The following is a 21,619-nucleotide window of genomic DNA, read 5'->3' as shown; positions in this document are numbered from 1 at the left end:
CATGAGCGGCGCTCAAAATATCTCTTGAGCGACGCTCAAGTTTGCGCTAGATGAATATTCATGAGCGATGCTCATAGCAGGGAGTTCACAATGTTCAAGACCGTTCTGACGCTGTTTCGGGGAACCGTTGCCGTTGCGGAAGAGGAGCTGCAGGACCGGACCGCGCTGGTGATCCTGGATCAGCAGATGCGCGACGCGGCGGCGGCCGTCGAGCGCAGCAAGCGCGCACTGGCGCTGGCCATCGCGCAGGACCAGCAGGAGGGCAGGCGCCTGGAAGCCACGATGGCCCGGATCACCGACCTCGAAGTGCGCGCCACCGCCGCGCTCGATGGCGGCCGCGAAGACCTGGCCCGCGAGGCTGCACAGGCGATCGCCGGGCTGGAGGCCGAGCGCGATGCTGCCAAGACAGCGCGGGCGCTGTTCGCTACCGAGATTGCGCGGCTGAAGAAGCATGTTGCCGGTGCCGAAGCCCGCATCGCCGAGCTCGACCGCGGCCGCCGCATCGCCCGCGCCTCGGAAGCGGTGCGCAACCTGCGCCGCGGCGGCATCGAGGCGGCGCGTCCCTACGAATGCACGCTGCCGGAGGCGGAGGCCACCCTGAAGCGGCTGCGCGAGCGGCAGATGGAAGCGCAGGCCGCCGACGAGGCCCTGATGGAGCTCGACGCCGCCACCGGCCCGATCACCACAGCCGAGAAGCTCGCGGAACAGGGCTTTGGCCCGCGCATCAAGACCACCGCCGACGATGTGCTGGCGCGGCTCAAGGCCGGCCGCAATGTCCCGGCGAACTGAATCTACGACTGCTCTCCACTCGATCAACTCATCAACCGACACCATAGGAGCCGACCATGAACCAGAACGTCCAGCCCCACAGCGGTGCCTTCGTCACCTTCACTTATGTCTCGTTCGCCGCGTCCGCCTTCCTCGTGGCGCTCGGCGTGTTCTTCATGCCGATCGATCTCTGGATGAAGGGCTATCTGACGATGGGCATCGTCATGCTGGTGCAGACCTGCGTCACCCTGACCAAGACGTTGCGCGACCGTCACGAAAGCAGCAAGCTCGTCAACCGCATCGAAGACGCCCGCGCCGAGCGCCTGCTGATGGAAGTGTCCAAGGCGGCGTGAGGCGTGGCCTCTTCGCCCACGTGGAAGAAGAGGTCCCTGAATGAAGCAGAGGCCGGTGCGCAGGACGCCCCTCACCCCAACCCTCTCCCCGTGAAGGACGGGGAGAGGGAGCGCAGCCGGGCCTGGCCGCGACAAGCGATCCTGTAATCGAGTTGCTCCGTCATGCCCGGGCTTGTCCCGGGCATCCATGTCCTTCTCAGTTTGCCGCCCGACGTGGATGGCCGGGACACGCCCGGCCATGACGACGCGGCGAGAGATGATCGCAAAACTTCGATCGTCATATGCGAGAAGGCAAATCTGCTCACTTGAGCCCGGCTGCGCTCCCTCTCCCCGTTCTTCACGGGGAGAGGGTTGGGGTGAGGGGCAGCCACACGGGCAGACTTTGCTGTCATGACCATCGTTCAAGCTGCGTTTACCCTGACGGCGGCTTCGCAGCTTGGCGTGATCACGTATTAACGCGGGCAGCGCATATGACGCGAAGGACGGCAGGGCTCCGGCGAGCCATTTGCGTTCGCGCCGGGCGGATGAGGGGAATGAACATCGTCGCAGCCGTCAGGCGCCTTCGTGACAATCTCGGCTTCTGGTTCACCGCGCTGGGCCAGGAGGCGATGGACCTGTCGCTGCGCACGCATGCGGAGTTGCGCACGCGCATCGTCGAAAGCCCTGGCAAGACACTGGACGATGCAGCCCTGACCGCGCTCGTTGAAGATCTCCGCAGCATCGCCGCCAAGACGCTGCCCGCCGGAGATCTCACCTACGGCATCTTCTCAGGGCAACGCGAGGCGCTGGCGCGCGCCATCATCACGTTGGTGTCGGATGCCGTGACCGGTCGGCCGATCGCCTTCAATGCGCTGGCGGTGATGCAGGTGGCGCGCGACGGCGAGACCCAGGAGGTGGTCCATCTGGGCCTCGTGATGGTCGATCCGGAGGCGCGCGGCAAAGGCCTGTCGGGCGTGCTCTACGGCCTGACCACGCTGCTCCTGTTCATCCGCGACGGCTTGCGGCCGAAATGGATCTCCAACGTCACGCAGGTGCCGGCGGTGGCCGGCATGGTCTGCGAGACCTTCTCCGACGTCTATCCATCGCCGCAGCCGGACGCGCGGAAGAGCTTTACCCATCTGGAGCTCGCGCGCGGCATCATGCGAACGCATCGCGCCGTATTCGGCGTTGGCGATGAGGCCGGTTTCGACGAGACGCGCTTCGTCATCACCGATGCCTATACCGGCGGCTCGGATGCGCTGAAGAAGACCTTTGCCGACGCGCCCAAGCATCGCGACGATATCTATAACGGCTTCTGCGCCCGCGAGCTGGACTACGCCCGGGGCGACGACCTGCTGCAACTCGGACGCATCGATCTCGCGGCCGCGCGGCGTTATCTGCTGCGCGAGATTCCCTCCGGCTCATTGCCGGCATTGCTCGCAACCTCGGCCGTGCTGGCGCTGCAGCGGATGATTCTGCCGCTGCTGCATTGGCTCGATGACACCAGGCCGTTCGGCACCTTGCGGCCGCGCCTGCCAGCCGGACAATCCGCGCCATGATGCCGGGCGTGGTCGCCGACTCCGTGGTCAATCTCTGTGGCGCGATCGGTCTCGCCGTCGCCGCGGCGATGCTGTACCGGCGCGACCCAAGGGGACCGCTAACGGCGCGGCTCGTCGCGCTGCTGGCGCTGGTGGCTTCGCTGTTCCTGCTGCGCGGCATCGCGTGGTGGACCGACAACGCCACGCTCGATCGCATCTCGCTGATCCCCGCGGCGCTGATCCCGGTCGGTGCGCTCATCGTCACCGAGGGGCTGCTGCGCCGGCATGCGCATCGCGGGCTGAAGCTCGCCGCGCTGATCGGCGGTATCGTGCTCGCGCTGGCCGGCGCGCTCGGCCCGGTCGCGCTGGAGAACCATCATACCGCGGTGCTGTCGGCATTTCAGCTCGCCGGCTTTGCGACCTGCGCCTGGTTGCTGCTCCGGCGCGATCGCGCCAGCCTGCTCGCCTGGGAGAACCGCGCCATCGACCGCGTCGCCTTCGGCGCGCTGATCGTCATTCCCTTCATCGTCACCGATTTCCGCGTCCTCGCCCCGCACATGCCGGTGCGGCTCGGCGCCCTCGGCGCGCTGCTCGCGGTGACCGCGATGCTGATCGCAGGCTCCAGCGCCGAGGCGCAGCGCCAGGGCGTGTGGCTGACGTCGTTGCGCATGACCGGCGCGGCCTTGCTCGGTGCAGCCGCAGCGGCGTTAGCGCCGGAGGTCGATGCGGCACAATTGATGCGCTTCTGCGCGGTCGCGGTCGCAGGCGTGCTCACGATCGGCCTGTTGGGGGATGCGTTGCGCGCGATGCTCGAAGCGCGACAACCCGGCGTACTCGATTCGATCGGCGCAGCGACCGCGTCGACCCGCGACGAGTTGATTGCCGAGCTCACCCACCAGCCGATCTTCGAGAGCGCGCGTCGCTACCGCGAGGCCGAGCTCGCGGCCTATGATCCGCCGCTGCTGCGCGATTTTCTCGCCTCGCGGCGCGTGCTGCGCCGGGCCGATGCGCCCTGGGGGCTCGCTGCGAACGATCCTGCAGTCGAGCGCATGGTGACGCTGATGACGGCACGGCATGCGACGCATGTGATCGTGCTGTCGCACGAGCCGGTCGATCTCATCGTGCTCGCGGTCTCCGTGATCGCGGCCGACCCGGCCACGGAGACCGCGCTGGCATTGGTCAGGCGCCTGCTGGTGCAGGCGCCCGAAGCAACTACGCCCACATGTGATGATGGGCGTGCTGATGCTGCGACATGTCCACCTGCGGCGGGTCGATGACGGGCGTCTCCGGCACGGCGGTCGCGGCGCCGTGTGAGGACGCGGCCGTCGGCAGCATGATCACGTTCGCGGCAGGCTGGGCCATGATCTCCGCGAGCACGGCGGCCGCGTTGGCGTTGCCGCCGGTCGTCGCCAGAACCTGTGCGGCCGTGGTGCCGTTGACGTCATAGGCGCCGCCATTGACCGGGATGTTGTTGCCTCCGACATCGGCCGCGTTCTGGTGCATCTGGTCGGCCGCCGCCGCCACCAGCGCCTTGTTGCCGGTCTGGAAGCCTTCGAGGATCTTCGCGATCTCCGCGCCGAGCGTGCTCTGGTCGCCGAGCAGCTCGTTGTCGAAGCGGGCCTGGAAGATGCCGCCCTGCGCCGCGTCGAAATCGGTGACGTCCTTCTTGAAGGTCATGAGGTCAGCGGTGACCTTGGCCATCGCCGCGGCGTCGCCGGCATTGACGGCTGCGATCGCCGCCTTGCCCAGCGCGTTCGACTGCGCAATGAACATCGCCCAGAAGTCGGTCTGCGCCTGGTTGTCCTGATAGGCCGGCGTCGGGTTGAGGAAGTCGCCGAACTGGCTCCAGCCGTTGACGCCGTTCTGCTGCGCCATGTTGGCGAGATTGGTGTCGCCGGCGACGATGTCGATGATGTCGAGGAAGTCGTCGTTCAGCGCCCGGCCGATGTCGACATTGCCCGCCGCGCCATTGATGTGGGTATTGACCAGCGCGAGCTGATCGATGATCGCGAGCGCATGCACGCCCGTGAGCCCGCCGAACTGCAGCGGGTTGGCCGCGACCAGCGCGTTGAGGCCCGCGATCAGCGCGTTGACGTCGTCCTGGATGATGCCCGCGTTGCTGTCGTTGACGCCGCCCAGCAGGCGGTTGGCGGCATCGTTGAAGATCAGGCCGAGCTCGGCCAGCGTGTTCTTCGGCGCGGTGGCCGCCGTGACGCCGTCCGGCAGCAGCTGCGGCACCTGCAGGAAGCCCGTCGCACCATCGGCATTGGTGGCCTTACCCGCCAGCGTCGGGTCGTTGTTGACGACGCTGAGAATGTCGAGATGCGCGTTGCGCAGCGCGGCTTCCGCGGCCGCGATGCTGCCGAACGCGCCGCCGCCGGTCACCGACGCCATCGCGGCATCCTGCGCGATGGTGATGTCGGCGAGGATCTTGTTGACGCTGGCGAGCGCCTGGCCGTTGAACTGGCCCGCCGCGACCATCGCCTTCAGCCCGTCCTGAATCACGCCGAGATCGCCGGTGTAGTTGTAGACGCTGCCGAGTCCCTGGCCGCCTTCGTCGACCACGTTGCGCCACAGCCCGCCTTCGAGGAAGCGCGTGGCGTCATTGAAGACGATGCCGAGGTCGGCAAAGCCGAGCGCAGGTGCCGGCGGCGTGGGTGTGGGTGGCGTTGGTGTCGGCGGCGTGGGACACGGGGGCGGTGCCGGCGGGCAATGATGATGGTGGTGGTTATCGTGGTGATGATGGTTGTGATGATGGTGATCGTGGTGACTGTCGTGATGGTGACGGTGATGGCGCGTCATGTCCGATGGTCTCTCCAATGCTACGCATCCGACGGATCGGCCGGAGCTGAACGGCTGCGGCTGAACGGGTGCGGCTGACGGAGACGATCTGCCGCCTGCTTCGTGGCTGCTTCGCGCAAGCTTTGTGGAATGCGTCTGCGTCAGATTGTCGTGCGGCGTGAATGCGGCGGAGGTGCTTGAGCTGCGACATTGCAGCGCTTGACGGATGCGGCCTTCCGAGGAGCAGGCGATGTCGCTTGCACCGCAACTCGGCACTTCGCGGCAACGTCAGCCGAAATGATTCGATCGATGGAAGCGGGCCATGTCAGCGCGCCGGCTGTGTTGCGACGATCCGACGCGCTAGGGAACTATGGCTCCAGGCCGCGGCGGCGTAACGCAGCCGCCGCGACGTGACGAGATCATGGCGATTTCTTTACGAACGCCGCGAACGCTTCCGCGTAGTCAGCATGCCAGCGCGACAGCGGCGGACGGTTCTCGACGATGTCGCCGGCCGCCCAGAGAATCCGCCGCTCGTCGAGCGCGCGCGGCACGTCATTGTCGGGGCACAGCACGTAGAAGTCGCCGGCGGACACACGCTCCAGCATGAAGTCGACGGTCTGCTCCGGCGTCCACGCGCCGGCCGGCTTCTCGACGCGGCCATTGGCGGTGAGCGGCGTGAACACGAAGCCGGGAATGAACAGATGCGCCGTCAACCGGCAGTCCGGCGTGTTGCGCAGCTCGTGCTGCAACGCTTCGGTGAACGCCTTCACGCCGGCCTTGGAGACGTTGTAGGCGGGATCGCCGGGCGGCGTGGTGATGCCCTGCTTGGAGCCGGTGTTGATGATCAGCGCCGGCTTGCCTTGCGCGATCATGTTCGGCGCGAACACCTGCGAGCCGTGGATGATGCCCCACAGGTTCACGCCGAGAATGCGCTGCCAATTCTCCTCCGGCCCGAACATCTTGCTGCCCGGCTGGATGCCGGCATTGTTCATCAGCACGTCCACCCGGCCGAAGCGCGCGCGCACCGCCGCTTCGAGCGCGGCCACGCTGTCGCGCTGACTGACGTCGACTTTCACCGTCATCACCGCGGCCTCGCCGCGCGTCGCCGTCGTGATGACCGTGGCGGCCGCCTCGCGCAGCCTGGTCTCGTCCACATCGGCAATGCAGACATTCATGCCGAGCGCGGCAAAGCGGATGGCGGCGGCGAGGCCGATGCCGGACGCGCCTCCGGTGACGACGGCGGTGTGATCGGCTGAAAGAGCAGGGTGGGGCACGGCGGGGTCTCCGGCTGGACGAGAAAACATCTGTCTATGACGTCTGAGCGAAGCCGCAAGATCATCCGGCCCGCGGAATGACAGATCTTCGCGGCTGCAACGCGACACGCTGCCCGCAGTTGCAGGGCGTCCGCTTTCGGCATGGAGGGTCTGCTCGTGCGGAGGTCGCGCCGACATTGCCACCGTCATGTTTTGCGAACAAGATGATCCGAACCGACAATCATAACGACAATCCCCGGGGGAGAAATGCTGCCTGCGCTGTTTTCGCCGCTGACCATCGGTCCGTATCATCTCAAGCACCGCGTCGTGATGGCGCCGCTCACGCGCATGCGTGCCGCAAGGGAGACGCTCGCGCCGCGTCCCCTCAACGTCGAATACTATGCGCAGCGCGCGACCCCGGGCGGCCTGATCATCGCCGAGGCCTCGCCGGTGCTGCCGACCGGCACTGGCAGCCCGAACGTGCCCGGTATCTACAGCGCGGCGCAGATCGCTGGCTGGAAGCAGGTCGTCGACGCCGTTCACGCCAAGGGCGGTTTCATTTTTCTGCAGCTCTGGCATGTCGGCCGCGTCTCGCATTCCTCGTTCCAGCCCGGCGGTGCGCTGCCGGTGGCGCCGTCGGCGATCGCGATCGGCGACGATCTCAAGGCGATGACGGCCGAGGGCAAGGGCGCCGCCTACGAGACGCCGCGCGCGCTGGAGACCGACGAGATCCCGGCGCTTGTCGCCGCCTATGGACAGGCCGCGCGCAATGCGATGGAGGCGGGCTTCGATGGCGTCGAGGTACACGGCGCGAACGGCTATCTGATCGAGCAGTTCCTGCAGACCCGCAGCAACCAGCGCACCGACCGCTATGGCGGCTCCATCGAGAACCGCTGCCGCTTCCTGCTCGAGGTGACTGAGGCCGTGATCGCGGCCTGCGGCGCCGACAAGGTTGGCGTTCGGCTGTCGCCCTATGGCATCGCCAACGGCTCTGGAGAGCCTGAGCCAATGCCGCTGCATACGCACGCGATCGAGGCGCTCAACACGCTCGGCATCGCCTATCTGCACCTGATCGAACCGCGCTCCTCCGGCGCCGGCCGCGCCGACGTCAACTGGCAGAATGTGCCGTCGGCAATCGCGCTGTTCCGCCCGATCTGGAAGGGCGTGCTGATCGGCGCCGGCGGCTTCACCGGCGAGCCTGCGGAGGCTGCTGTGGCCGGCGGCCAGGCCGATGCGATCGCCTTCGGCCGTTACTTCATTTCCAACCCGGACCTGCCCGCCCGCCTGCAGCACGGCTGGCCGCTGACGCCCTACAACCGCCCGACCTTCTACGGCGGCGAGGAGAAGGGCTACACGGATTATCCGGCGTATGACGCGACGGTGAACGCGTAGCGCCCGCGCTGTCTCCACTGTCATTGCGAGGAGCGAAGCGACGAAGCAATCCAGAGTCGCGCGCGCCGCCCCTGGATTGCTTCGCTTCGCTCGCAATGACGAGGAGAGAGTTTGCACTCATACTCAGGCCGCGTTGCTCGGAGGAAACCTCATGAAAAACCGCACCACGGGACGCTCGGCCTTTCTGGCGTTGCTCAAGGACGAGGGCCTCACGCATCTGTTCGGCAATCCCGGCACGACCGAGTTGCCGGTGATGCACGCGCTGAAGGATCATCCCGATCTCACCTACGTCATGGCGATGCAGGAGAGCCTGGTGGTGGCGATCGCCGACGGCTTCAGCCGCGCCTCTGGCCGGCTCGTCGCCTGCAACGTCCATGTCGCGCCCGGCCTCGGCAACGCGATGGGCTCGCTCTACAACGCGCAGTTCACGGGCACGCCGATGATCCTCACCGCCGGGCAACAGGAGCAGGGCCACGGCCTGATGGAGCCGCTGCTCTATGGCCCGCTGGTGCGCATGGCCGAGCCGCTGGTGAAATGGGCGGTCGAGGTAACGAGGCTGGAGGACCTTCCGCGCATCGTCCGCCGCGCCGCCAAGGTCGCGACCACGCCACCCACGGGGCCGGTGTTCATCTCGTTGCCCGGTGACATCCTCAATGCCGAAGCCGGCATTGAGCTCGGCCGCTCCACCCGGGTCGATGCCCGCGTGCGGCCGTCCGCCGAGGCGCTGCAGGCGCTCGCGCATCGCATCCTCAAGGCGCAGCGCCCGGTGATCATCACCGGCGACGAGATCGTCAAGAGCGATGCGCTGCAGGCCGCCGCCGATTTCGCCTCCGCGCTGGGCGCACCCGTACATCAGCAGTCCGCGCCCTATGGATCGCATTTCCTGTCCGAGCATCCCTGCTACATCGGCTCGCTGTCGCGCGCGCAGAAGCAGGTGCGCGATCTGCTCGCGCCGCATGATCTCCTGATCGTGCTCGGCGCCGATCCGTTGCGGATGTCGGTGCACAGCGAGATCGAGCCGCTGCCTGAGGGATTGCCGATCGTGCAGATCGGTCTGGTCGATTGGGAGCTGGGCAAGAACTTCGGCGCCGAGATCGCGCTCAAGGCTGACGTTCGCGAGACGCTGCTGCAACTGACGCCGCTGCTGCGCGAGCTCGGTGGTTCGGCTCTGCAAGCTACCGCGCAGACGCGCACCGCGGAGCTGTCGTCGAAGAACTGGGGCGCGCGCCGCCGGACGCTGACCACGCAGATCGAAGCGGCGCGCGACAAGACGCCGATCGATCCGGACTACCTGGCGCTGCAGGTGGCGCAAGCGATCCCCGAGCATGGCATCCTGGTCGACGAGGGCCTCACCTCCGCGCGCTACATGACCGCGCTGTGGCCGTACCGCGACCGCTACAATTATCACGGCCTCGCCTCCGGCGGCATCGGCTGGGGCCTGCCGGCCTCGGTCGGCGTCAGCCTCGCCAATCCTGATCGTCCTGTGGTGTGCTACTCCGGCGATGGCAGCGCGATGTACTCGATCCAGGCGCTATGGACCGCCGCCCACCACAAGCTGCCGCTCTCGGTCGTGATCGTCAACAATGGCGGCTACCGCATCATCAAGCAGCGGTTGCTGTCGTTCCACGGCGACGACAGCTACATCGGCATGGACTTCGTCGATCCGCCGGTGGATTTCGCCGGGCTGGCAAGATCGCTCGGCTGCGAGTCGCTGCGCATCAGCGATCCGCGTGAGTTGAAGCCGGTGCTGATGGAGGCATTCCAACGACCGGGTACGAAGCTGATCGAGGTCATGGTGAGCAACTCCGTGAATTGAGGATTCCGTGATCCGGACGATAACTCCGCCGGCTACCGGAGGAGACGGGGACGGTTCGGTTCGCTATGAGCTCCTTGCGTGATGAGGCCTCGGAGCCTCCCCTCATGGTGAGGAGCGCCGCTCGCGGCGCGTCTCGAACCATGAGGCCCGAGTCGCGGGCCTCGCCCTTCGAGACGCCCGCCTGCGGCGTGCTCCTCAGGGTGAGGAGCAGAGGCGTTGTCAAAAGGTCCGATTATCCAAAGAAATCGATTTACGAATACCCGAATATATGCTTTATTTCCGAAATCCCGCCTCCCACGGAGGGGCGCATCGCGATCGTCACGACACGCGAGGTGGGAATGCGACGGCTGTCGGCATGCCGCAGCGTGGGGAAGCCCGCGCCGACGAACGGCATCTGGCGGACGCAAAGGCGTGTGGTCCTGGCGCCCCGATGCTGGCGTCAAGTCCGCGGGTGATGATCCCGCCGATGACGGTGGCTATCAAGCCGGACACCGGGGAGAGCGCGCTATAAGTGTGAAAACCGTCGCGCGGGGAATGCCGGATGACCGGCTGAACCTGTGGTAACTGCCGCCTGCTTATTTTTCTGCAGGCGGGCCATGGGTTGCGGCCAGCACCCGGCATTCCCCGCGCCCTCCGTCTTTCGAGGGTGTTCACGGTGACAAGCTCGGGTGCGCGATTGCACCGCGAGGATGAGGGCGCGCGTGCCGGTCGTTCAAGTCCCCCAAGCGTAAGGCGAGCGGTTCCGAAATCCGAGACCGGGCCGATGCTCCACTGAATTCAAACCCAGCCCCTTCCGCTTCTCCCCTGATCCCGATATGACGCCGCCTTCGTTGTGACTGGAAAAGCGCCATGACCAGGATTGATGCAATCGCCCGTGCCCGTCAGAGCCTGACCAGCGGAGACTTCTTGGCCGAGCTCGGCCGCCGGGTCGCCTATCGCACCGAGAGCCTCAATCCCGAGCGCAAGGACGAGCTCGCGTCCTATCTCACCGACGAGCTGACGCCGTCCTTCGCCGAGCTCGGCTTCACCTCCGAACTCGTGCCCTCGCCGAGCGGCAAGTCACCGTTCCTGATCGCGACCTATCACGAGAGCGACAGCGCCCCGACGGTGCTGAGCTACGGCCACGGCGACACCGTCGACGGCATGACCGGCGAGTGGCGCGACGGCCGCGATCCCTTCGCGGTGACGCCGGCCGGCAACCGCCTCTACGGCCGCGGCACGGCCGACAACAAGGGCCAGCACAGCATCAACATGGCGGCGCTGCGCGCGGTGCGCGAGGCCCGCGGCGGCAAGCTCGGCTTCAATGCCAAATTCATCATCGAGATGGGCGAGGAGATCGGCTCGCCCGACCTCGCCAAGGTGGCCGATCTCAAGCGCGAGGCGCTGAAGGCCGACGTCTTCATCGGTTCCGACGGCCCGCGCCTGTCGACCGCGCGGCCCACCATCTTTCTCGGCTGCCGCGGCGGCATCCGGCTGCATCTCGATGTCAATCTGCGCGAGGGCGGCAATCACTCCGGCAATTGGGGCGGCGTGCTCGCCAATCCCGCCACCATCCTGGCCAATGCGATCGCGACCCTGGTCGACGGTCAGGGCCGCATCAAGCTGGACTCGCTGAAGCCGCCGCGTCTCACCAATGCGATCCGCGCCATCCTTGCCGACGTGAAGGTGGAGCCGACCGCGGACGAGCCGCCGCTGTCGGACAATTGGGGCGAGGATGGGCTGACGCCGGCGGAGCGGTTGTATGCCTGGAATACGCTGGAGGTGCTGGCGATCTCCTCGGGCAATATCGACAAGCCGGCGAATGCGATTCCCGGCCTTGCACGCGCGGTGCTGCAACTGCGCTTTGTCGTCGGCACCAAGGTCGACACCATCGTCGAGGATGTGAAGGCCCATCTCGTCGCGCACGGCTTCCCGATGATCGAGGTCAGCAAGACGCAAGGCTTCATGGCCTCGCGGGCCGACATCGACAGCCCCTGGATCAACTGGGCGGCGGACTCGATCAAGATGAGCACCGGCAAGGCGCCCGCCGTGCTGCCGAACTTCGGCGGCTCGCTGCCGAACGACGTGTTTGCCGACGTGCTGAAGATGCCGACCATGTGGGTCCCGCACTCCTATCCCGGCTGCTCACAGCACGCGCCGGACGAGCACATTCTTGTGGATGTCACGGAAGAGGCGTTGGGTCTGATGGCGGGGCTGTTCTGGGATTTGGGCGAGTTGCGAAAGCCGTTGTGAGTTGGGAGCTTGTATGGGCCACGCATCTCGCGGCGCCGGCGGTCTTAACCTCTCCCCGCGTGCGGGGAGAGGTCGGATTGCATCGAAGATGCAATCCGGGTGAGGGGGCTTTCCGCGGGGGCGGTGGGTGTGGCTGCCCCTCACCCCAACCCTCTCCCCGTGAAGGACGGGGAGAGGGAGCGCACTGCGATCGTGGCAGCAGCGTCGCTTTTGAAGTCATGAGGTCCGCTACGGATGGGAACCGAAGCATGATGAGTAAATGCGATGCCCGCTTCAGACTTTCGTCGCGTCGCCGCAGCCGTGCGGGCCTCGTAGTTTACCATCCCGGCGTTCGGCGCGGCCGCGTCAGTGCGAATGTCTTGTCGAACGGGGCGCTGGACAGGCAATTTGTCGCAAGCGTCCGAGAACTTCCCGCCGCGGGGCGGTCTATGGTGCCCGCGCTCTGCCGGCCGAAGATCGTCCGAGGCCGGGCGGGACGATTTTGAGTTGGCCCAGGTTTATGCAAGCATCCGGCGCTCAGCCGGATTGAGGAGATACAGATGAAGCAGCTTCGCCTATTTGGTCTTGCCTTCGCCGCCGCGCTGTGCGCCGGTCAGGCGCAGGCCGAGGACCTGACGGGGACCTTGAAGAACATCAAGGAGACCGGTGCCATCACGCTCGGCGTCCGCGACTCCTCGATCCCGTTCTCCTATCTCGACGACAATCAGAAGCCGATCGGCTTCGCCATCGATATCTGCATGGGCATCGTCGATGCCGTGAAGAAGGAGCTCAAGCTCGACAAGCTCGAGGTCAAGCTCAACCCGGTGACGTCGTCGACGCGCATCCCGTTGCTGGCCAACGGCACCATCGATCTGGAATGCGGCTCGACCACCAACAATGCCGAGCGCCAGAAGCAGATCTCCTTCACCAACACCCACTTCCTGACGGCGAGCCGCTACGTCACGAAGAAGGCGAGCAACATCACCAAGATCGATGATCTGAAAGGCAAGACGGTCGTGTCGACCGCCGGCACCACCAACATCAAGCAGCTCACCGAAGCCAATGCCGCGCGCAGCCTCGGCATCAACATCATCCCGGCGAAGGACCACGCCGAAGCCTTCCTGATGGTCGAGACCGACCGCGCGGTGGCGTTCGTGATGGACGACATCCTGCTCGCCAGCCTGGTCGCCGGCTCGAAGGATCCGGCCGCCTATGTCGTCTCCAGCGACGCGTTCTCCAAGCCCGAGCCCTACGGCATCATGCTGCGCAAGGACGATCCGCAGTTCAAGAAGGTCGTCGATGCCGCCACCGCCAAGATCTACACCAGCGGCGAGGGCGCCAAGCTGTACGACAAGTGGTTCATGCAGAAGATCCCGCCGAAGGGCCTGAACCTCAACACCCCGATGTCCGCCGAGCTGAAGGCCGAGTTCGCCAAGCCTTCGGACTCGCCGGACCCGGAATCGTACAAGCCGTAAGGCGCTGTAATCGCAGCTCTCGCCGCGATTGCGGTGCGCCCCCCTCCCCCTTGCGGGGAGGGGTTGGGGGTGGGGGTCTCAGGAAAGACTGCCATGTGGACCCCCACCCCCGACCCCTCCCCGCAGGGGGGAGGGGAGCATAGTTCCTTCGCCGCGGAAGTTGTGTGATCCGGCTAACGAGTTAGTCTCCCTCCTCAGGACACCCCCGTGAACTACACCTGGAACTGGCACATCTTCCTGGAGCCGAACCCGACCGGGGCCGGCACCTATTTCGACATGCTGCTGGCGGGGCTGAAGGTCACGATCGTGACCTCGCTGTCGGCCTGGGTGATCGCGCTGATCTTCGGCACGATCGTCGGCATCCTGCGCTCGCTGCCGTCCAAGCTCGCGACCTGGATCGGCTTTCTCTACGTCGAATTCTTCCGCAACATGCCGCTGCTGGTGCAGCTATTCCTGTGGTTCTTCGTGCTGCCGGAGCTGCTGCCACGCGCCGCGGGCCTGTGGCTGAAGCAGATGCCCAATGCGCCGTTCTACACGGCCGCTGTCGGCATCGGCCTGTTCATGTCGGCGCGGGTCGCCGTGCAACTCGCGGCCGGCATCGGCTCGCTGCCGCGCGGCCAGAAGATGGCGGCGACTGCGCTCGGCCTGACCACCCTGCAGGTCTATCGCTACGTGCTGCTGCCGATGGCCTTTCGCATCATCCTGCCGCCGCTGACCTCGGAGTTTCTCAACACCGTCAAGAACAGCGCGGTCGCGATCACCATCGGCCTGATCGAGCTGACGGGTGCGGCGCGCGCGATGCAGGAATTTTCGTTCCAGGTGTTCGAGGCGTTCAGCGCCGCGACTCTGATGTATCTCGTCATCAACATCATCGTCGTGATCGGCATGCGCCTCCTGGAGCGCGCGGTGGCGATCCCTGGCTACATCACGGGCAAATGAGATGCTGGCCAATTTCGACTTCGACGTCATCCGCCGCTCGCTGAGCTATCTCTTCATCGACGGCATGACCTTCACGCTGACGCTGACCGCGCTGTCGGCAACCGGCGGCCTGATCTTCGGCACGCTGATCGCGCTGATGCGGCTGTCAGGCTATCGCGTGATGGGCTGGATCGCCGGGCTCTATGTCGACTTCATGCGCTCGCTGCCGCTGGTGCTCGTCATCTTCTGGTTCTACTTCCTGGTCCCCTATATCGGGCAGTGGCTCACCGGCTCGTCCAGGCCGATCAAGGTCGGCGCCTTCGCCTCCTCACTGATCACCTTCATCATGTTCGAGGCGGCGTATTTCTCCGAGATCATGCGCGCCGGCATCCAGTCGATCTCGCGCGGCCAGCCGGCCGCGGCCTCGGCGCTCGGCCTGACCTACGCGCAGACCATGCGCTACGTCGTGCTGCCGCAGGCGTTCCGCAACATGCTGCCGGTGCTGCTGACCCAGACCATCGTGCTGTTCCAGGACACCTCGCTGGTCTACGTGCTCTCGATTCCGGACTTCCTCGGCGCCGCCTCCAAGGTCGCGCAGCGCGACGGCCGCCTGGTCGAGATGTATCTGTTCGCCGCATTGGTCTACTTCACCATCTCCTGCATCGCGTCCTATGGCGTTCGCCGCCTGCAGTCGCGCATCGCCATCATCAGGTAGTCGGCTCCCATGATCGAAATCAGCCACGTCAACAAATGGTACAGCCCGACCTTCCAGGTGCTGAAGGACTGCACGACCTCAGTCGCCAAGGGCGAGGTCGTGGTGGTCTGCGGTCCCTCCGGCTCGGGCAAATCGACGTTGATCAAATGCGTCAACGCGTTGGAGCCGTTCCAGGACGGCACGATCACGATCGATGGCCTCAAAGTCAATGATCCCAAGACCAACCTGCCGAAGCTGCGCTCGCGGGTCGGCATGGTGTTCCAGCACTTCGAGCTGTTTCCGCACCTAACGATCATCGAGAATCTTCGGCTGGCACAGCAGAAGGTGCTGGGACGCGGCCAGGAGGAAGCGACCGCCAAGGGCATGAAGCTCCTGGAGCGAGTCGGCCTCAAGGAGCAGGCGCAGAAATTCCCGGCGCAGCTCTCTGGCGGCCAGCAGCAGCGCGTCGCTATTGCGCGGGCGCTCGCGATGGACCCGATCGCCATGCTGTTCGACGAGCCGACCTCGGCGCTGGATCCGGAGATGATCAGCGAGGTGCTCGACGTCATGGTCGATCTCGCTCGCGAGGGCATGACCATGATGGTCGTCACCCATGAAATGGGCTTCGCGAAAAAGGTCGCCCACCGCGTCATCTTCATGGACCGCGGCGAGATCGTCGAGGACGCCAAGAAGGAAGAGTTCTTCGGCCAGCCCCGCAGCGACCGCGCGCAGCAGTTCTTGTCGAAGATCTTGTCGCATTAGTTTCGTCGTTCGTCGCGAGCCATCGCGCAGCCGACGGTGCGCTCCCTCTCCCCGTTCTTCACGGGGAGAGGGTTGGGGTGAGGGGCAGCCACGCCCACCGGCCGTGCGGAGAGTCCCCCTCACCCGGATCGCATCTGAAGATGCGATCCGACCTCTCCCCGCTGGCGGGGAGAGGGAAGAAAAAGCGGTGTGCCCGTCGCCCACCGCGTAACTGATAGGAGAGCTACCTTGGACCCGATCGCTTACGTCAACGGCGCCTTCGTGCCCCTGTCCGAGGCCAAGGTCTCGGTGCTCGATCGTGGCTTCCTGTTCGCCGATGGCATCTATGAGGTGGCCGCCGTGCTCGACGGCAAGCTGGTCGACAGCGAGTCCCATCTTGCCCGCCTGGAACGCTCGGTCGGCGAGATCGGCCTCGCGCTACCGGAGAGTCTGTCGCGCATCGAGGAACTGCAGAAGGAGCTGGTCGCGCGCAACAAGCTCGACCAGGGCATGGTCTATCTGCAGGTCACCCGCGGCGCCGACAAGGGCCGCGACTTCCCGTTCCCGAAGGGCGACGTCAAGCCGACCCTGGTGATGTTCGTCACCGCCAAGAACATCGTCGATGCGCCCTCGGCCAAGACGGGCATCGGCGTCATCACGGTGCCCGACATCCGCTGGGCGCGGCGCGATATCAAGAGCGTCGCGCTCTTGGCGCAGGTGCTGGCGAAGCAGGCGGCAGCAGCCGCTGGCGCAGGCGAAGCCTGGATGGTCGAGGACGGCCATGTCACCGAGGGCGGCTCGTCATCGACCTTCATCCTGAACCAGGACGACGTCATCGTGACCAGGCCGAACTCCAACGCGATCCTGCCGGGCTGCACCCGCAAGGCGGTGGTCAAGCTCGCCGAAGAGCGCCAGCTCAAGGTCGAGGAGCGGCTGTTCACGGTCGACGAGGCGCTCGCCGCCAAGGAGGCCTTCATCACCAGCGCCAGTTCGTTCGTGCAGCCGGTGGTCACGATCGACGGCAAGCCGGTCGGCGACGGCAAGGTGGGGCCCGTGGCCACGCGGCTGCGCGAGATCTATGTCGATTTTGCGCGGGCGACGGCGGTGTAGTTAGACGACAGAGAGCAGATGCAGCATCGAAACTCGTTTGCATTGTCCGGCGCTTTGCTATCGTGGCGAAGCAACACGAAAATGCAGGGAGGAGTTTCGATGCGTAAATGCTGGGGCGTGCTCGCGGCTGGTGTGGTGCTGACGGGCGCGGCGCTGAATGGGATCGGGGCGGCGTCAGCCGATGACGGCTGGGTCACCCTGGTCGACGGCGACAAGAAGGTCGAGTTCACCGAGGTCGGCAAGGCCAATTGGGAGGCCAGGGACGGCACCCTGATGGCCGACAAGCTCGACGGCAAGGATCCGTCCTATCTGGTCACCAAGACCAGCTACAAGGATTTCCAGATCAAGGCCGAGTTCTGGGTCGACGACGCCGCCAACAGCGGCATCTTCATCCGCTGCGACCAGGCGGAGAAGATCGACTCCAACATCTGCTACGAGGTCAACATCTTCGACAAGCGGCCCGACCCGAAATACGGCACCGGCGCCATCGTGGACGTGTCCAAGGTCGATCCGATGCCGAAGGCCGGCGGCAAGTGGAATACCTACGAGATCACCGCCAAGGGCACGCGTCTGACCGTGATCTTCAACGGCGAAAAGACCGCCGATGTCGATGACAGCAAGCATGCGGCTGGACCGATCGCCCTGCAATACGGCTCAGGCGTGGTGAAGTTCAAGAAGGTGCAGATCAAGCCGCTTTAGCCGCCGTACACTCAGCGCAACGGCGCTGACCGCGGCTCGCGCGGTAGAGACCCTTGCAGTACCAATGGCGCGCCATCATCTGCAGGGGATGGCGGGCCAGCCGGGCCAGCGTCACCAGTTCGAGCATGGCGGGCATTGCGGACTCCTCTACTTCTTTCCAATCGTTGCGAGATGGGGCGGCGCTTCGTTGTCAGAAGTGCCGCCCCAGTCGCATCAGCCATGCAGCTTCTTTGCAGTCTCGGCGATCACGCGGCCCTGATAGCGCGCCCCCGCCAGCTCGTTCTCGCTCGGCTGCCGGCTGCCGTCACCGCCGGTGATGGTGGTCGCGCCGTATGGCGAGCCGCCGGTGACCTCGTCGAGCTTCATCTGGCCGGCGAAGCCGTAGTTGAGGCCGACGATGGTCATGCCGAAGTGCAAGAGGTTGGTGATGATCGTGAACAGCGTGGTCTCCTGGCCGCCGTGCTGGGTCGCGGTCGAGGTGAAGGCGCCGCCGACCTTGCCGTTCAGCGCGCCCTTGGCCCAGAGGCCGCCGGCCTGGTCGAGGAAGTTGGCCATCTGCGATGCCATGCGGCCGAAGCGGGTGCCGGTGCCGACGATGATCGCGTCGTAGTCGGCGAGCTCCTCGACCTTGGCGATCGGCGCGGCTTGGTCGACTTTGTAGTAGGAGGCCTTGGCGACGTCGGCCGGCACCAGCTCCGGCACCCGCTTGATATCGACGGTCGCACCAGCTTCGCGGGCGCCCTCGGCGACGGCGTTGGCCATCGCTTCGATGTGGCCGTAGGCGGAGTAATAGAGAACGAGAACCTTGGTCATGACAGTCTCCGTAAGGACGAGGGTGATGAGAAAGATGGTCGCGGCCGGATCGTCGGCCGCCACCGCGACAAACGATTAGGCGGCGTCGACCAGCACCAGCTCGGAATCCTCGAGCGCGGTGATCTTCAGCGTGGCTTCGTCGCGGATGGCAGCGCCGTCGCGGGCGTTCACACGGACGCCGTTGACCTCGACGCTGCCGGCGGCCGGCACGAGATAGATGTGGCGGGCCTTGTCGGCCGTATACTCCGCAGTCTCGCCGGCCTTCAGCGTGGTGCCGAGCACGCGCGCCTTGGCGCGGATCGGCAGCGCGTCGGCATCATCTGCAAAGCCGCTGGCCAGCGTGACCAGCTTGCCGGAGCGGTCCGACTTCGGGAACGGCTTGGCGCCCCAGGTCGGCTGGCCGCCATCGGTGGTCGGCTCGATCCAGATCTGGAAGATCCGGGTCGTGGTCGGCTCGAGATTGTACTCGGAGTGGCGGATGCCGCTGCCGGCGCTCATCACCTGGACGTCGCCGGCTTCGGTGCGGCCCTTATTGCCGAGGCTGTCCTGATGCGTGATCGCGCCTTCGCGGACATAGGTGATGATCTCCATGTTGCGATGCGGATGCGCCGGGAAGCCGGTGTTCGGCGCGATCTCGTCGTCGTTCCAGACGCGCAGTGCGCCGTGACCCATGTTGCTGGGGTCGTAATAGCTCGCGAACGAGAAATGATGCTTGGCCTTCAGCCAGCCGTGGTCGGCGCCGCCCAGCGCCGCAAAGGGCTTCAGTTCGATCATGGGTCTGCTCCTGTGGTTGCGCGCCGGCCGAGCCGTCGCGCTGTTGGGCATTGGAATAGACGGCGAGCCGGAGTATAGAAATAGAAACTGTTGAAACCTATTGTTTCTAAAAATGAGACTTTGCCGATGGCGCGACTTCCTGATTTCGAGGCAATGGCCATCTTCGCCAAGGTCGTCGAGCTGCGCTCTTTCGCCGGCGCTGCGCAGGAGCTGAGCCTCTCCAAGGCGTCAGTATCCAAGGCGGTGAGCCGGCTGGAGGAGCGGCTGGGCACGCGGCTGTTCAACCGCACCTCGCGGCGTCTCGCGCTGACCGATGCCGGCCAGCGGCTGTCCGAGCGCGCCGCGCAGCTGCTTGCCGATGGCGAGGCCGCGGAGACCGAGGCGTTGGCACAGTCGCTGACGCCGCGCGGGCTGGTGCGCTTCGCGGTGCCGATGACATTCGGCGTCAAAAAGATCGCGCCGCTGCTGCCGGCCTTTCTCGAGCAGTATCCGGAGGTCTCGATCGATCTTCACATGAGCGATGCGACCGTCGATCTCATCGGCGAAGGATTTGATCTCGCGCTCCGCATTGCGCGGCTGCCGGATTCGTCGCTGGTCGCAAGGCGGCTCTGTTCGATGCCGCGCTACACGGTGGCAGCGCCGTCTTATCTGAAGCGCCATGGTCGGCCGACGCATCCGATGCATCTCGCCGACCACAAATGCTTCGGCTACGCCTATCTCTCCACGGCAGGCGTCTGGCACTACACCAATGCGGCCGGGGAGCAGGCGAGCGTGCGGCCGGCAGGGCAGCTGCGTGTCAACAATGGCGAGGCGCTGTTGCCGGCGGTGCTCGCGGGCCTGGGGATCGCCGACCTGCCGGACTTCATCGTCGGCGATGCGATTGCCTCGGGTGAGGTCGAGGTGGTGCTGAAGGGATGGAGCCAGCCGGAGGGCGCGATGCATCTTGTGATGCCGCCCGGCGGGCCGCGGCCGGCGCGGGTCGAGGTGCTCTCGGAGTTTCTGGTCAGGGAGCTCGCGAAAGCAAAGAAGCGGTGATCGCGTGTGCCGCTCAGGCCTGCACCTCGCAGACGTCGACCCATTCGGCGCCCGTCAGCGCGGCCATCCGCTCCGGCGTGATCTTCACCGCGCTATGAGTTGAGCCCGCCGCCGGCACCACGATGTCGAATGCCTTGAGCGACAGGTCGCAATACACGGGGAGCGGCGACTTCAGTCCGAACGGGCAGACGCCGCCGACCTCGTGTCCCGTGATGTCGGCGACCTCGTCGAGGCCGAGCATCTTCGGCTTGCCGCCGAACTGCGCCTTGACCTTCTTGTTGTCCATCCGCGCGTGCCCGGCCGCGACGATCAGGATCACGCGATCGCCGACACGCAAGGACAGCGTCTTGGCGATGCGGGCGGGCTCGACGCCATAGGCCTCGGCCGCGAGCGCCACGGTCGCGGAGCTCTGGCTGGAGACGAGGACGTCGATGTCGGGGGCTTTCTCGGCGAAAAAGGCGCGGACGGATTCAAGGCTCATGCGATGCAACGATCTCGGGTAGTTCGGAGAGGGCAGCAATACGATAATCGGGCGCGAAACCCAACTCGTCCATCTGGGTGCGCAACGCCTTGAACAAGGTGAGCGGCGCGACCAGGTCGGTTTTGACGCAGGCCGCAGCCATGGCCACGGGCGTAACCCGTTCGATCCACGCGACGTTCAATCCGAAGGCCTTGGCGCCGCAGACGTCCCAGGGATTGGAGGACACGAACAGCACGTCACGAGGTGCCAGCCTGAGCGTCGCTTCGATCAGCGCATAGGCTTGCGGGCTCGGCTTGAAGATCTTGTGCGCGTCGACGCTGATGACGGCATCGAGCAGGGTATCGAAGCCGCTGGCTTTCACCAGGCCGTCGAGCATCGCGGGGCTGCCGTTGGAGAGGATCGCGAGCTGATGATCCTTCATCGCGGCGAGCGCAGTTCGCGCGTCAGGGTAAGGATCGAGGTCGAGGTACTTGGCGATGATGCGATCCAACGTGCCGGCATCGGTCTGCAGTCCGAGAACGCGGAGCGTGTAGATCAGCGACTGCCGGGTGACGGCGGCGAAGTCCTCGTAGCGCTGCATCAGCGAGCGCAGCCAGGTGTATTCGAGCTGCTTGATGCGCCAGATCTGGGTGATGATGTCGCCATGGCCGGGGAAGGCCTGCTCGGTCACCGCGGCCACCGACTGGATGTCGTACAGCGTGCCATAGGCATCGAACACAACGGCTTTGAACGACACGGCGATCACCTGTGTTAAAGGCAGGCGCGATGACCGACGGCCATCGCGCCTG

The 21,619-nt window shown here is 65.7% G+C and carries 21 protein-coding genes; 14 read left to right on the top strand and 7 right to left on the bottom strand.

Features of this window, described 5'->3' with window-relative positions:
* Positions 1-90 precede the first annotated feature (90 nt).
* The 4 genes from BRAD285_RS27660 (at position 91) to BRAD285_RS27645 (ending at position 3,915) form a co-directional block, all read left to right on the top strand.
* Positions 91-789, top strand: a complete 699-nt coding sequence (locus BRAD285_RS27660; protein WP_006614113.1) for a PspA/IM30 family protein — start codon at positions 91-93, stop codon at positions 787-789.
* Positions 790-845: 56 nt separating this feature from the next.
* The gene (locus BRAD285_RS27655; protein ID WP_006614112.1) at positions 846-1,121 is read left to right on the top strand and encodes a YiaA/YiaB family inner membrane protein; all 276 of its coding nucleotides are present in this window, start codon (positions 846-848) and stop codon (positions 1,119-1,121) included.
* Positions 1,122-1,654: 533 nt separating this feature from the next.
* Entirely contained in the window at positions 1,655-2,659 is a 1,005-nt protein-coding gene (locus BRAD285_RS27650; RefSeq protein ID WP_006610563.1) for a hypothetical protein, read from the top strand.
* On the top strand, positions 2,659-3,915 hold the full coding sequence (locus tag BRAD285_RS27645; RefSeq protein WP_006610564.1) for a hypothetical protein: 1,257 nt from the start codon (positions 2,659-2,661) through the stop codon (positions 3,913-3,915). Before BRAD285_RS27650 ends, BRAD285_RS27645 begins: the two co-directional genes overlap by 1 nt.
* Here BRAD285_RS27645 and BRAD285_RS27640 read toward each other — a convergent pair.
* Together BRAD285_RS27640 and BRAD285_RS27635 are read right to left on the bottom strand one after the other, a co-directional pair.
* On the bottom strand, positions 3,851-5,440 hold the full coding sequence (locus BRAD285_RS27640) for a hypothetical protein (RefSeq protein WP_006610565.1): 1,590 nt from the start codon (positions 5,438-5,440) through the stop codon (positions 3,851-3,853). The genes BRAD285_RS27645 and BRAD285_RS27640 overlap by 65 nt on opposite strands.
* Positions 5,441-5,838: 398 nt before the next feature.
* On the bottom strand, positions 5,839-6,693 hold the full coding sequence (locus BRAD285_RS27635) for an SDR family oxidoreductase (protein ID WP_006610566.1): 855 nt from the start codon (positions 6,691-6,693) through the stop codon (positions 5,839-5,841).
* Positions 6,694-6,939: 246 nt separating this feature from the next.
* On the opposite strand from BRAD285_RS27635, the gene BRAD285_RS27630 reads away from it, so the two are divergent.
* The 9 genes from BRAD285_RS27630 to BRAD285_RS27580 all read left to right on the top strand — a co-directional run bounded on the left by BRAD285_RS27630 (position 6,940) and on the right by BRAD285_RS27580 (position 17,728).
* Positions 6,940-8,064, top strand: a complete 1,125-nt coding sequence (locus BRAD285_RS27630; protein ID WP_006610567.1) for an alkene reductase — start codon at positions 6,940-6,942, stop codon at positions 8,062-8,064.
* Positions 8,065-8,215: 151 nt separating this feature from the next.
* Complete coding sequence (locus BRAD285_RS27625; RefSeq protein ID WP_006610568.1) at positions 8,216-9,880, top strand: thiamine pyrophosphate-binding protein; 1,665 nt, start codon at positions 8,216-8,218, stop codon at positions 9,878-9,880.
* An 849-nt stretch (positions 9,881-10,729) separates the two neighbouring features.
* The gene (locus BRAD285_RS27615) at positions 10,730-12,112 is read left to right on the top strand and encodes a M20 family metallopeptidase (RefSeq protein WP_006610569.1); all 1,383 of its coding nucleotides are present in this window, start codon (positions 10,730-10,732) and stop codon (positions 12,110-12,112) included.
* A gap of 539 nt (positions 12,113-12,651) precedes the next feature.
* A complete protein-coding gene (locus tag BRAD285_RS27605) occupies positions 12,652-13,566 on the top strand; it encodes an amino acid ABC transporter substrate-binding protein (protein ID WP_006614905.1) in 915 nt (304 codons plus the stop codon).
* A 207-nt stretch (positions 13,567-13,773) separates the two neighbouring features.
* The gene (locus tag BRAD285_RS27600; RefSeq protein ID WP_006612549.1) at positions 13,774-14,505 is read left to right on the top strand and encodes an amino acid ABC transporter permease; all 732 of its coding nucleotides are present in this window, start codon (positions 13,774-13,776) and stop codon (positions 14,503-14,505) included.
* Position 14,506: 1 nt separating this feature from the next.
* A complete protein-coding gene (locus BRAD285_RS27595; protein WP_006612548.1) occupies positions 14,507-15,199 on the top strand; it encodes an amino acid ABC transporter permease in 693 nt (230 codons plus the stop codon).
* Positions 15,200-15,208: 9 nt separating this feature from the next.
* Complete coding sequence (locus tag BRAD285_RS27590) at positions 15,209-15,940, top strand: amino acid ABC transporter ATP-binding protein (protein ID WP_006612547.1); 732 nt, start codon at positions 15,209-15,211, stop codon at positions 15,938-15,940.
* Positions 15,941-16,168: 228 nt separating this feature from the next.
* A complete protein-coding gene (locus tag BRAD285_RS27585; RefSeq protein WP_006611354.1) occupies positions 16,169-17,029 on the top strand; it encodes a D-amino-acid transaminase in 861 nt (286 codons plus the stop codon).
* Between the two features lie 99 nt (positions 17,030-17,128).
* Positions 17,129-17,728 (top strand): DUF1080 domain-containing protein, encoded by a 600-nt coding sequence (locus BRAD285_RS27580; RefSeq protein ID WP_172889824.1) that lies wholly within the window; start codon positions 17,129-17,131, stop codon positions 17,726-17,728.
* Here BRAD285_RS27580 and BRAD285_RS35915 read toward each other — a convergent pair.
* The 3 genes from BRAD285_RS35915 to BRAD285_RS27570 all read right to left on the bottom strand — a co-directional run bounded on the left by BRAD285_RS35915 (position 17,715) and on the right by BRAD285_RS27570 (position 19,315).
* Positions 17,715-17,864 carry a hypothetical protein gene (locus BRAD285_RS35915; protein ID WP_172889822.1) on the bottom strand — a complete coding sequence of 50 codons (150 nt, stop codon included), beginning with the start codon at positions 17,862-17,864 and terminating at the stop codon, positions 17,715-17,717. The two genes, BRAD285_RS27580 and BRAD285_RS35915, sit on opposite strands and share 14 nt — an antisense overlap.
* A 77-nt stretch (positions 17,865-17,941) precedes the next feature.
* Entirely contained in the window at positions 17,942-18,541 is a 600-nt protein-coding gene (gene wrbA / locus BRAD285_RS27575) for an NAD(P)H:quinone oxidoreductase (RefSeq protein WP_006611356.1), read from the bottom strand.
* Positions 18,542-18,616: 75 nt separating this feature from the next.
* A complete protein-coding gene (locus BRAD285_RS27570) occupies positions 18,617-19,315 on the bottom strand; it encodes a pirin family protein (RefSeq protein WP_006611357.1) in 699 nt (232 codons plus the stop codon).
* Positions 19,316-19,441: 126 nt separating this feature from the next.
* On the opposite strand from BRAD285_RS27570, the gene BRAD285_RS27565 reads away from it, so the two are divergent.
* Complete coding sequence (locus BRAD285_RS27565; protein ID WP_006611358.1) at positions 19,442-20,350, top strand: LysR family transcriptional regulator; 909 nt, start codon at positions 19,442-19,444, stop codon at positions 20,348-20,350.
* Between the two features lie 13 nt (positions 20,351-20,363).
* Here the strand turns inward: BRAD285_RS27565 and BRAD285_RS27560 are convergent, their stop codons facing one another.
* Together BRAD285_RS27560 and BRAD285_RS27555 are read right to left on the bottom strand one after the other, a co-directional pair.
* Positions 20,364-20,831: a YbaK/EbsC family protein gene (locus BRAD285_RS27560; protein WP_006611359.1), complete on the bottom strand. Its 468-nt coding sequence runs from the start codon at positions 20,829-20,831 to the stop codon at positions 20,364-20,366.
* Positions 20,821-21,567 carry a haloacid dehalogenase type II gene (locus BRAD285_RS27555; protein ID WP_035645902.1) on the bottom strand — a complete coding sequence of 249 codons (747 nt, stop codon included), beginning with the start codon at positions 21,565-21,567 and terminating at the stop codon, positions 20,821-20,823. Before BRAD285_RS27555 ends, BRAD285_RS27560 begins: the two co-directional genes overlap by 11 nt.
* Positions 21,568-21,619 lie beyond the last annotated feature (52 nt).

This window comes from Bradyrhizobium sp. ORS 285 (assembly GCF_900176205.1).
Taxonomy (GTDB): domain Bacteria; phylum Pseudomonadota; class Alphaproteobacteria; order Rhizobiales; family Xanthobacteraceae; genus Bradyrhizobium.
Note: the sequence above shows the minus strand (reverse complement) of the source record. Positions and strands in the feature narration are given on the sequence as shown.

What these genes read in the sequence shown, in the direction of transcription:
- BRAD285_RS27660 (WP_006614113.1), top strand. Translation starts at nt 91, where the DNA reads ATGTTCAAGACCGTTCTGACGCTGTTTCGGGGAACCGTTGCCGTTGCG.
- BRAD285_RS27655 (WP_006614112.1), top strand. Translation starts at nt 846, where the DNA reads ATGAACCAGAACGTCCAGCCCCACAGCGGTGCCTTCGTCACCTTCACT.
- BRAD285_RS27650 (WP_006610563.1), top strand. Translation starts at nt 1,655, where the DNA reads ATGAACATCGTCGCAGCCGTCAGGCGCCTTCGTGACAATCTCGGCTTC.
- BRAD285_RS27645 (WP_006610564.1), top strand. Translation starts at nt 2,659, where the DNA reads ATGCCGGGCGTGGTCGCCGACTCCGTGGTCAATCTCTGTGGCGCGATC.
- BRAD285_RS27640 (WP_006610565.1), bottom strand. Translation starts at nt 5,440, where the DNA reads ATGACGCGCCATCACCGTCACCATCACGACAGTCACCACGATCACCAT.
- BRAD285_RS27630 (WP_006610567.1), top strand. Translation starts at nt 6,940, where the DNA reads ATGCTGCCTGCGCTGTTTTCGCCGCTGACCATCGGTCCGTATCATCTC.
- BRAD285_RS27625 (WP_006610568.1), top strand. Translation starts at nt 8,216, where the DNA reads ATGAAAAACCGCACCACGGGACGCTCGGCCTTTCTGGCGTTGCTCAAG.
- BRAD285_RS27615 (WP_006610569.1), top strand. Translation starts at nt 10,730, where the DNA reads ATGACCAGGATTGATGCAATCGCCCGTGCCCGTCAGAGCCTGACCAGC.
- BRAD285_RS27605 (WP_006614905.1), top strand. Translation starts at nt 12,652, where the DNA reads ATGAAGCAGCTTCGCCTATTTGGTCTTGCCTTCGCCGCCGCGCTGTGC.
- BRAD285_RS27595 (WP_006612548.1), top strand. Translation starts at nt 14,507, where the DNA reads ATGCTGGCCAATTTCGACTTCGACGTCATCCGCCGCTCGCTGAGCTAT.
- BRAD285_RS27590 (WP_006612547.1), top strand. Translation starts at nt 15,209, where the DNA reads ATGATCGAAATCAGCCACGTCAACAAATGGTACAGCCCGACCTTCCAG.
- BRAD285_RS27580 (WP_172889824.1), top strand. Translation starts at nt 17,129, where the DNA reads ATGCGTAAATGCTGGGGCGTGCTCGCGGCTGGTGTGGTGCTGACGGGC.
- BRAD285_RS35915 (WP_172889822.1), bottom strand. Translation starts at nt 17,864, where the DNA reads ATGCCCGCCATGCTCGAACTGGTGACGCTGGCCCGGCTGGCCCGCCAT.
- wrbA (WP_006611356.1), bottom strand. Translation starts at nt 18,541, where the DNA reads ATGACCAAGGTTCTCGTTCTCTATTACTCCGCCTACGGCCACATCGAA.
- BRAD285_RS27570 (WP_006611357.1), bottom strand. Translation starts at nt 19,315, where the DNA reads ATGATCGAACTGAAGCCCTTTGCGGCGCTGGGCGGCGCCGACCACGGC.
- BRAD285_RS27565 (WP_006611358.1), top strand. Translation starts at nt 19,442, where the DNA reads ATGGCGCGACTTCCTGATTTCGAGGCAATGGCCATCTTCGCCAAGGTC.
- BRAD285_RS27560 (WP_006611359.1), bottom strand. Translation starts at nt 20,831, where the DNA reads ATGAGCCTTGAATCCGTCCGCGCCTTTTTCGCCGAGAAAGCCCCCGAC.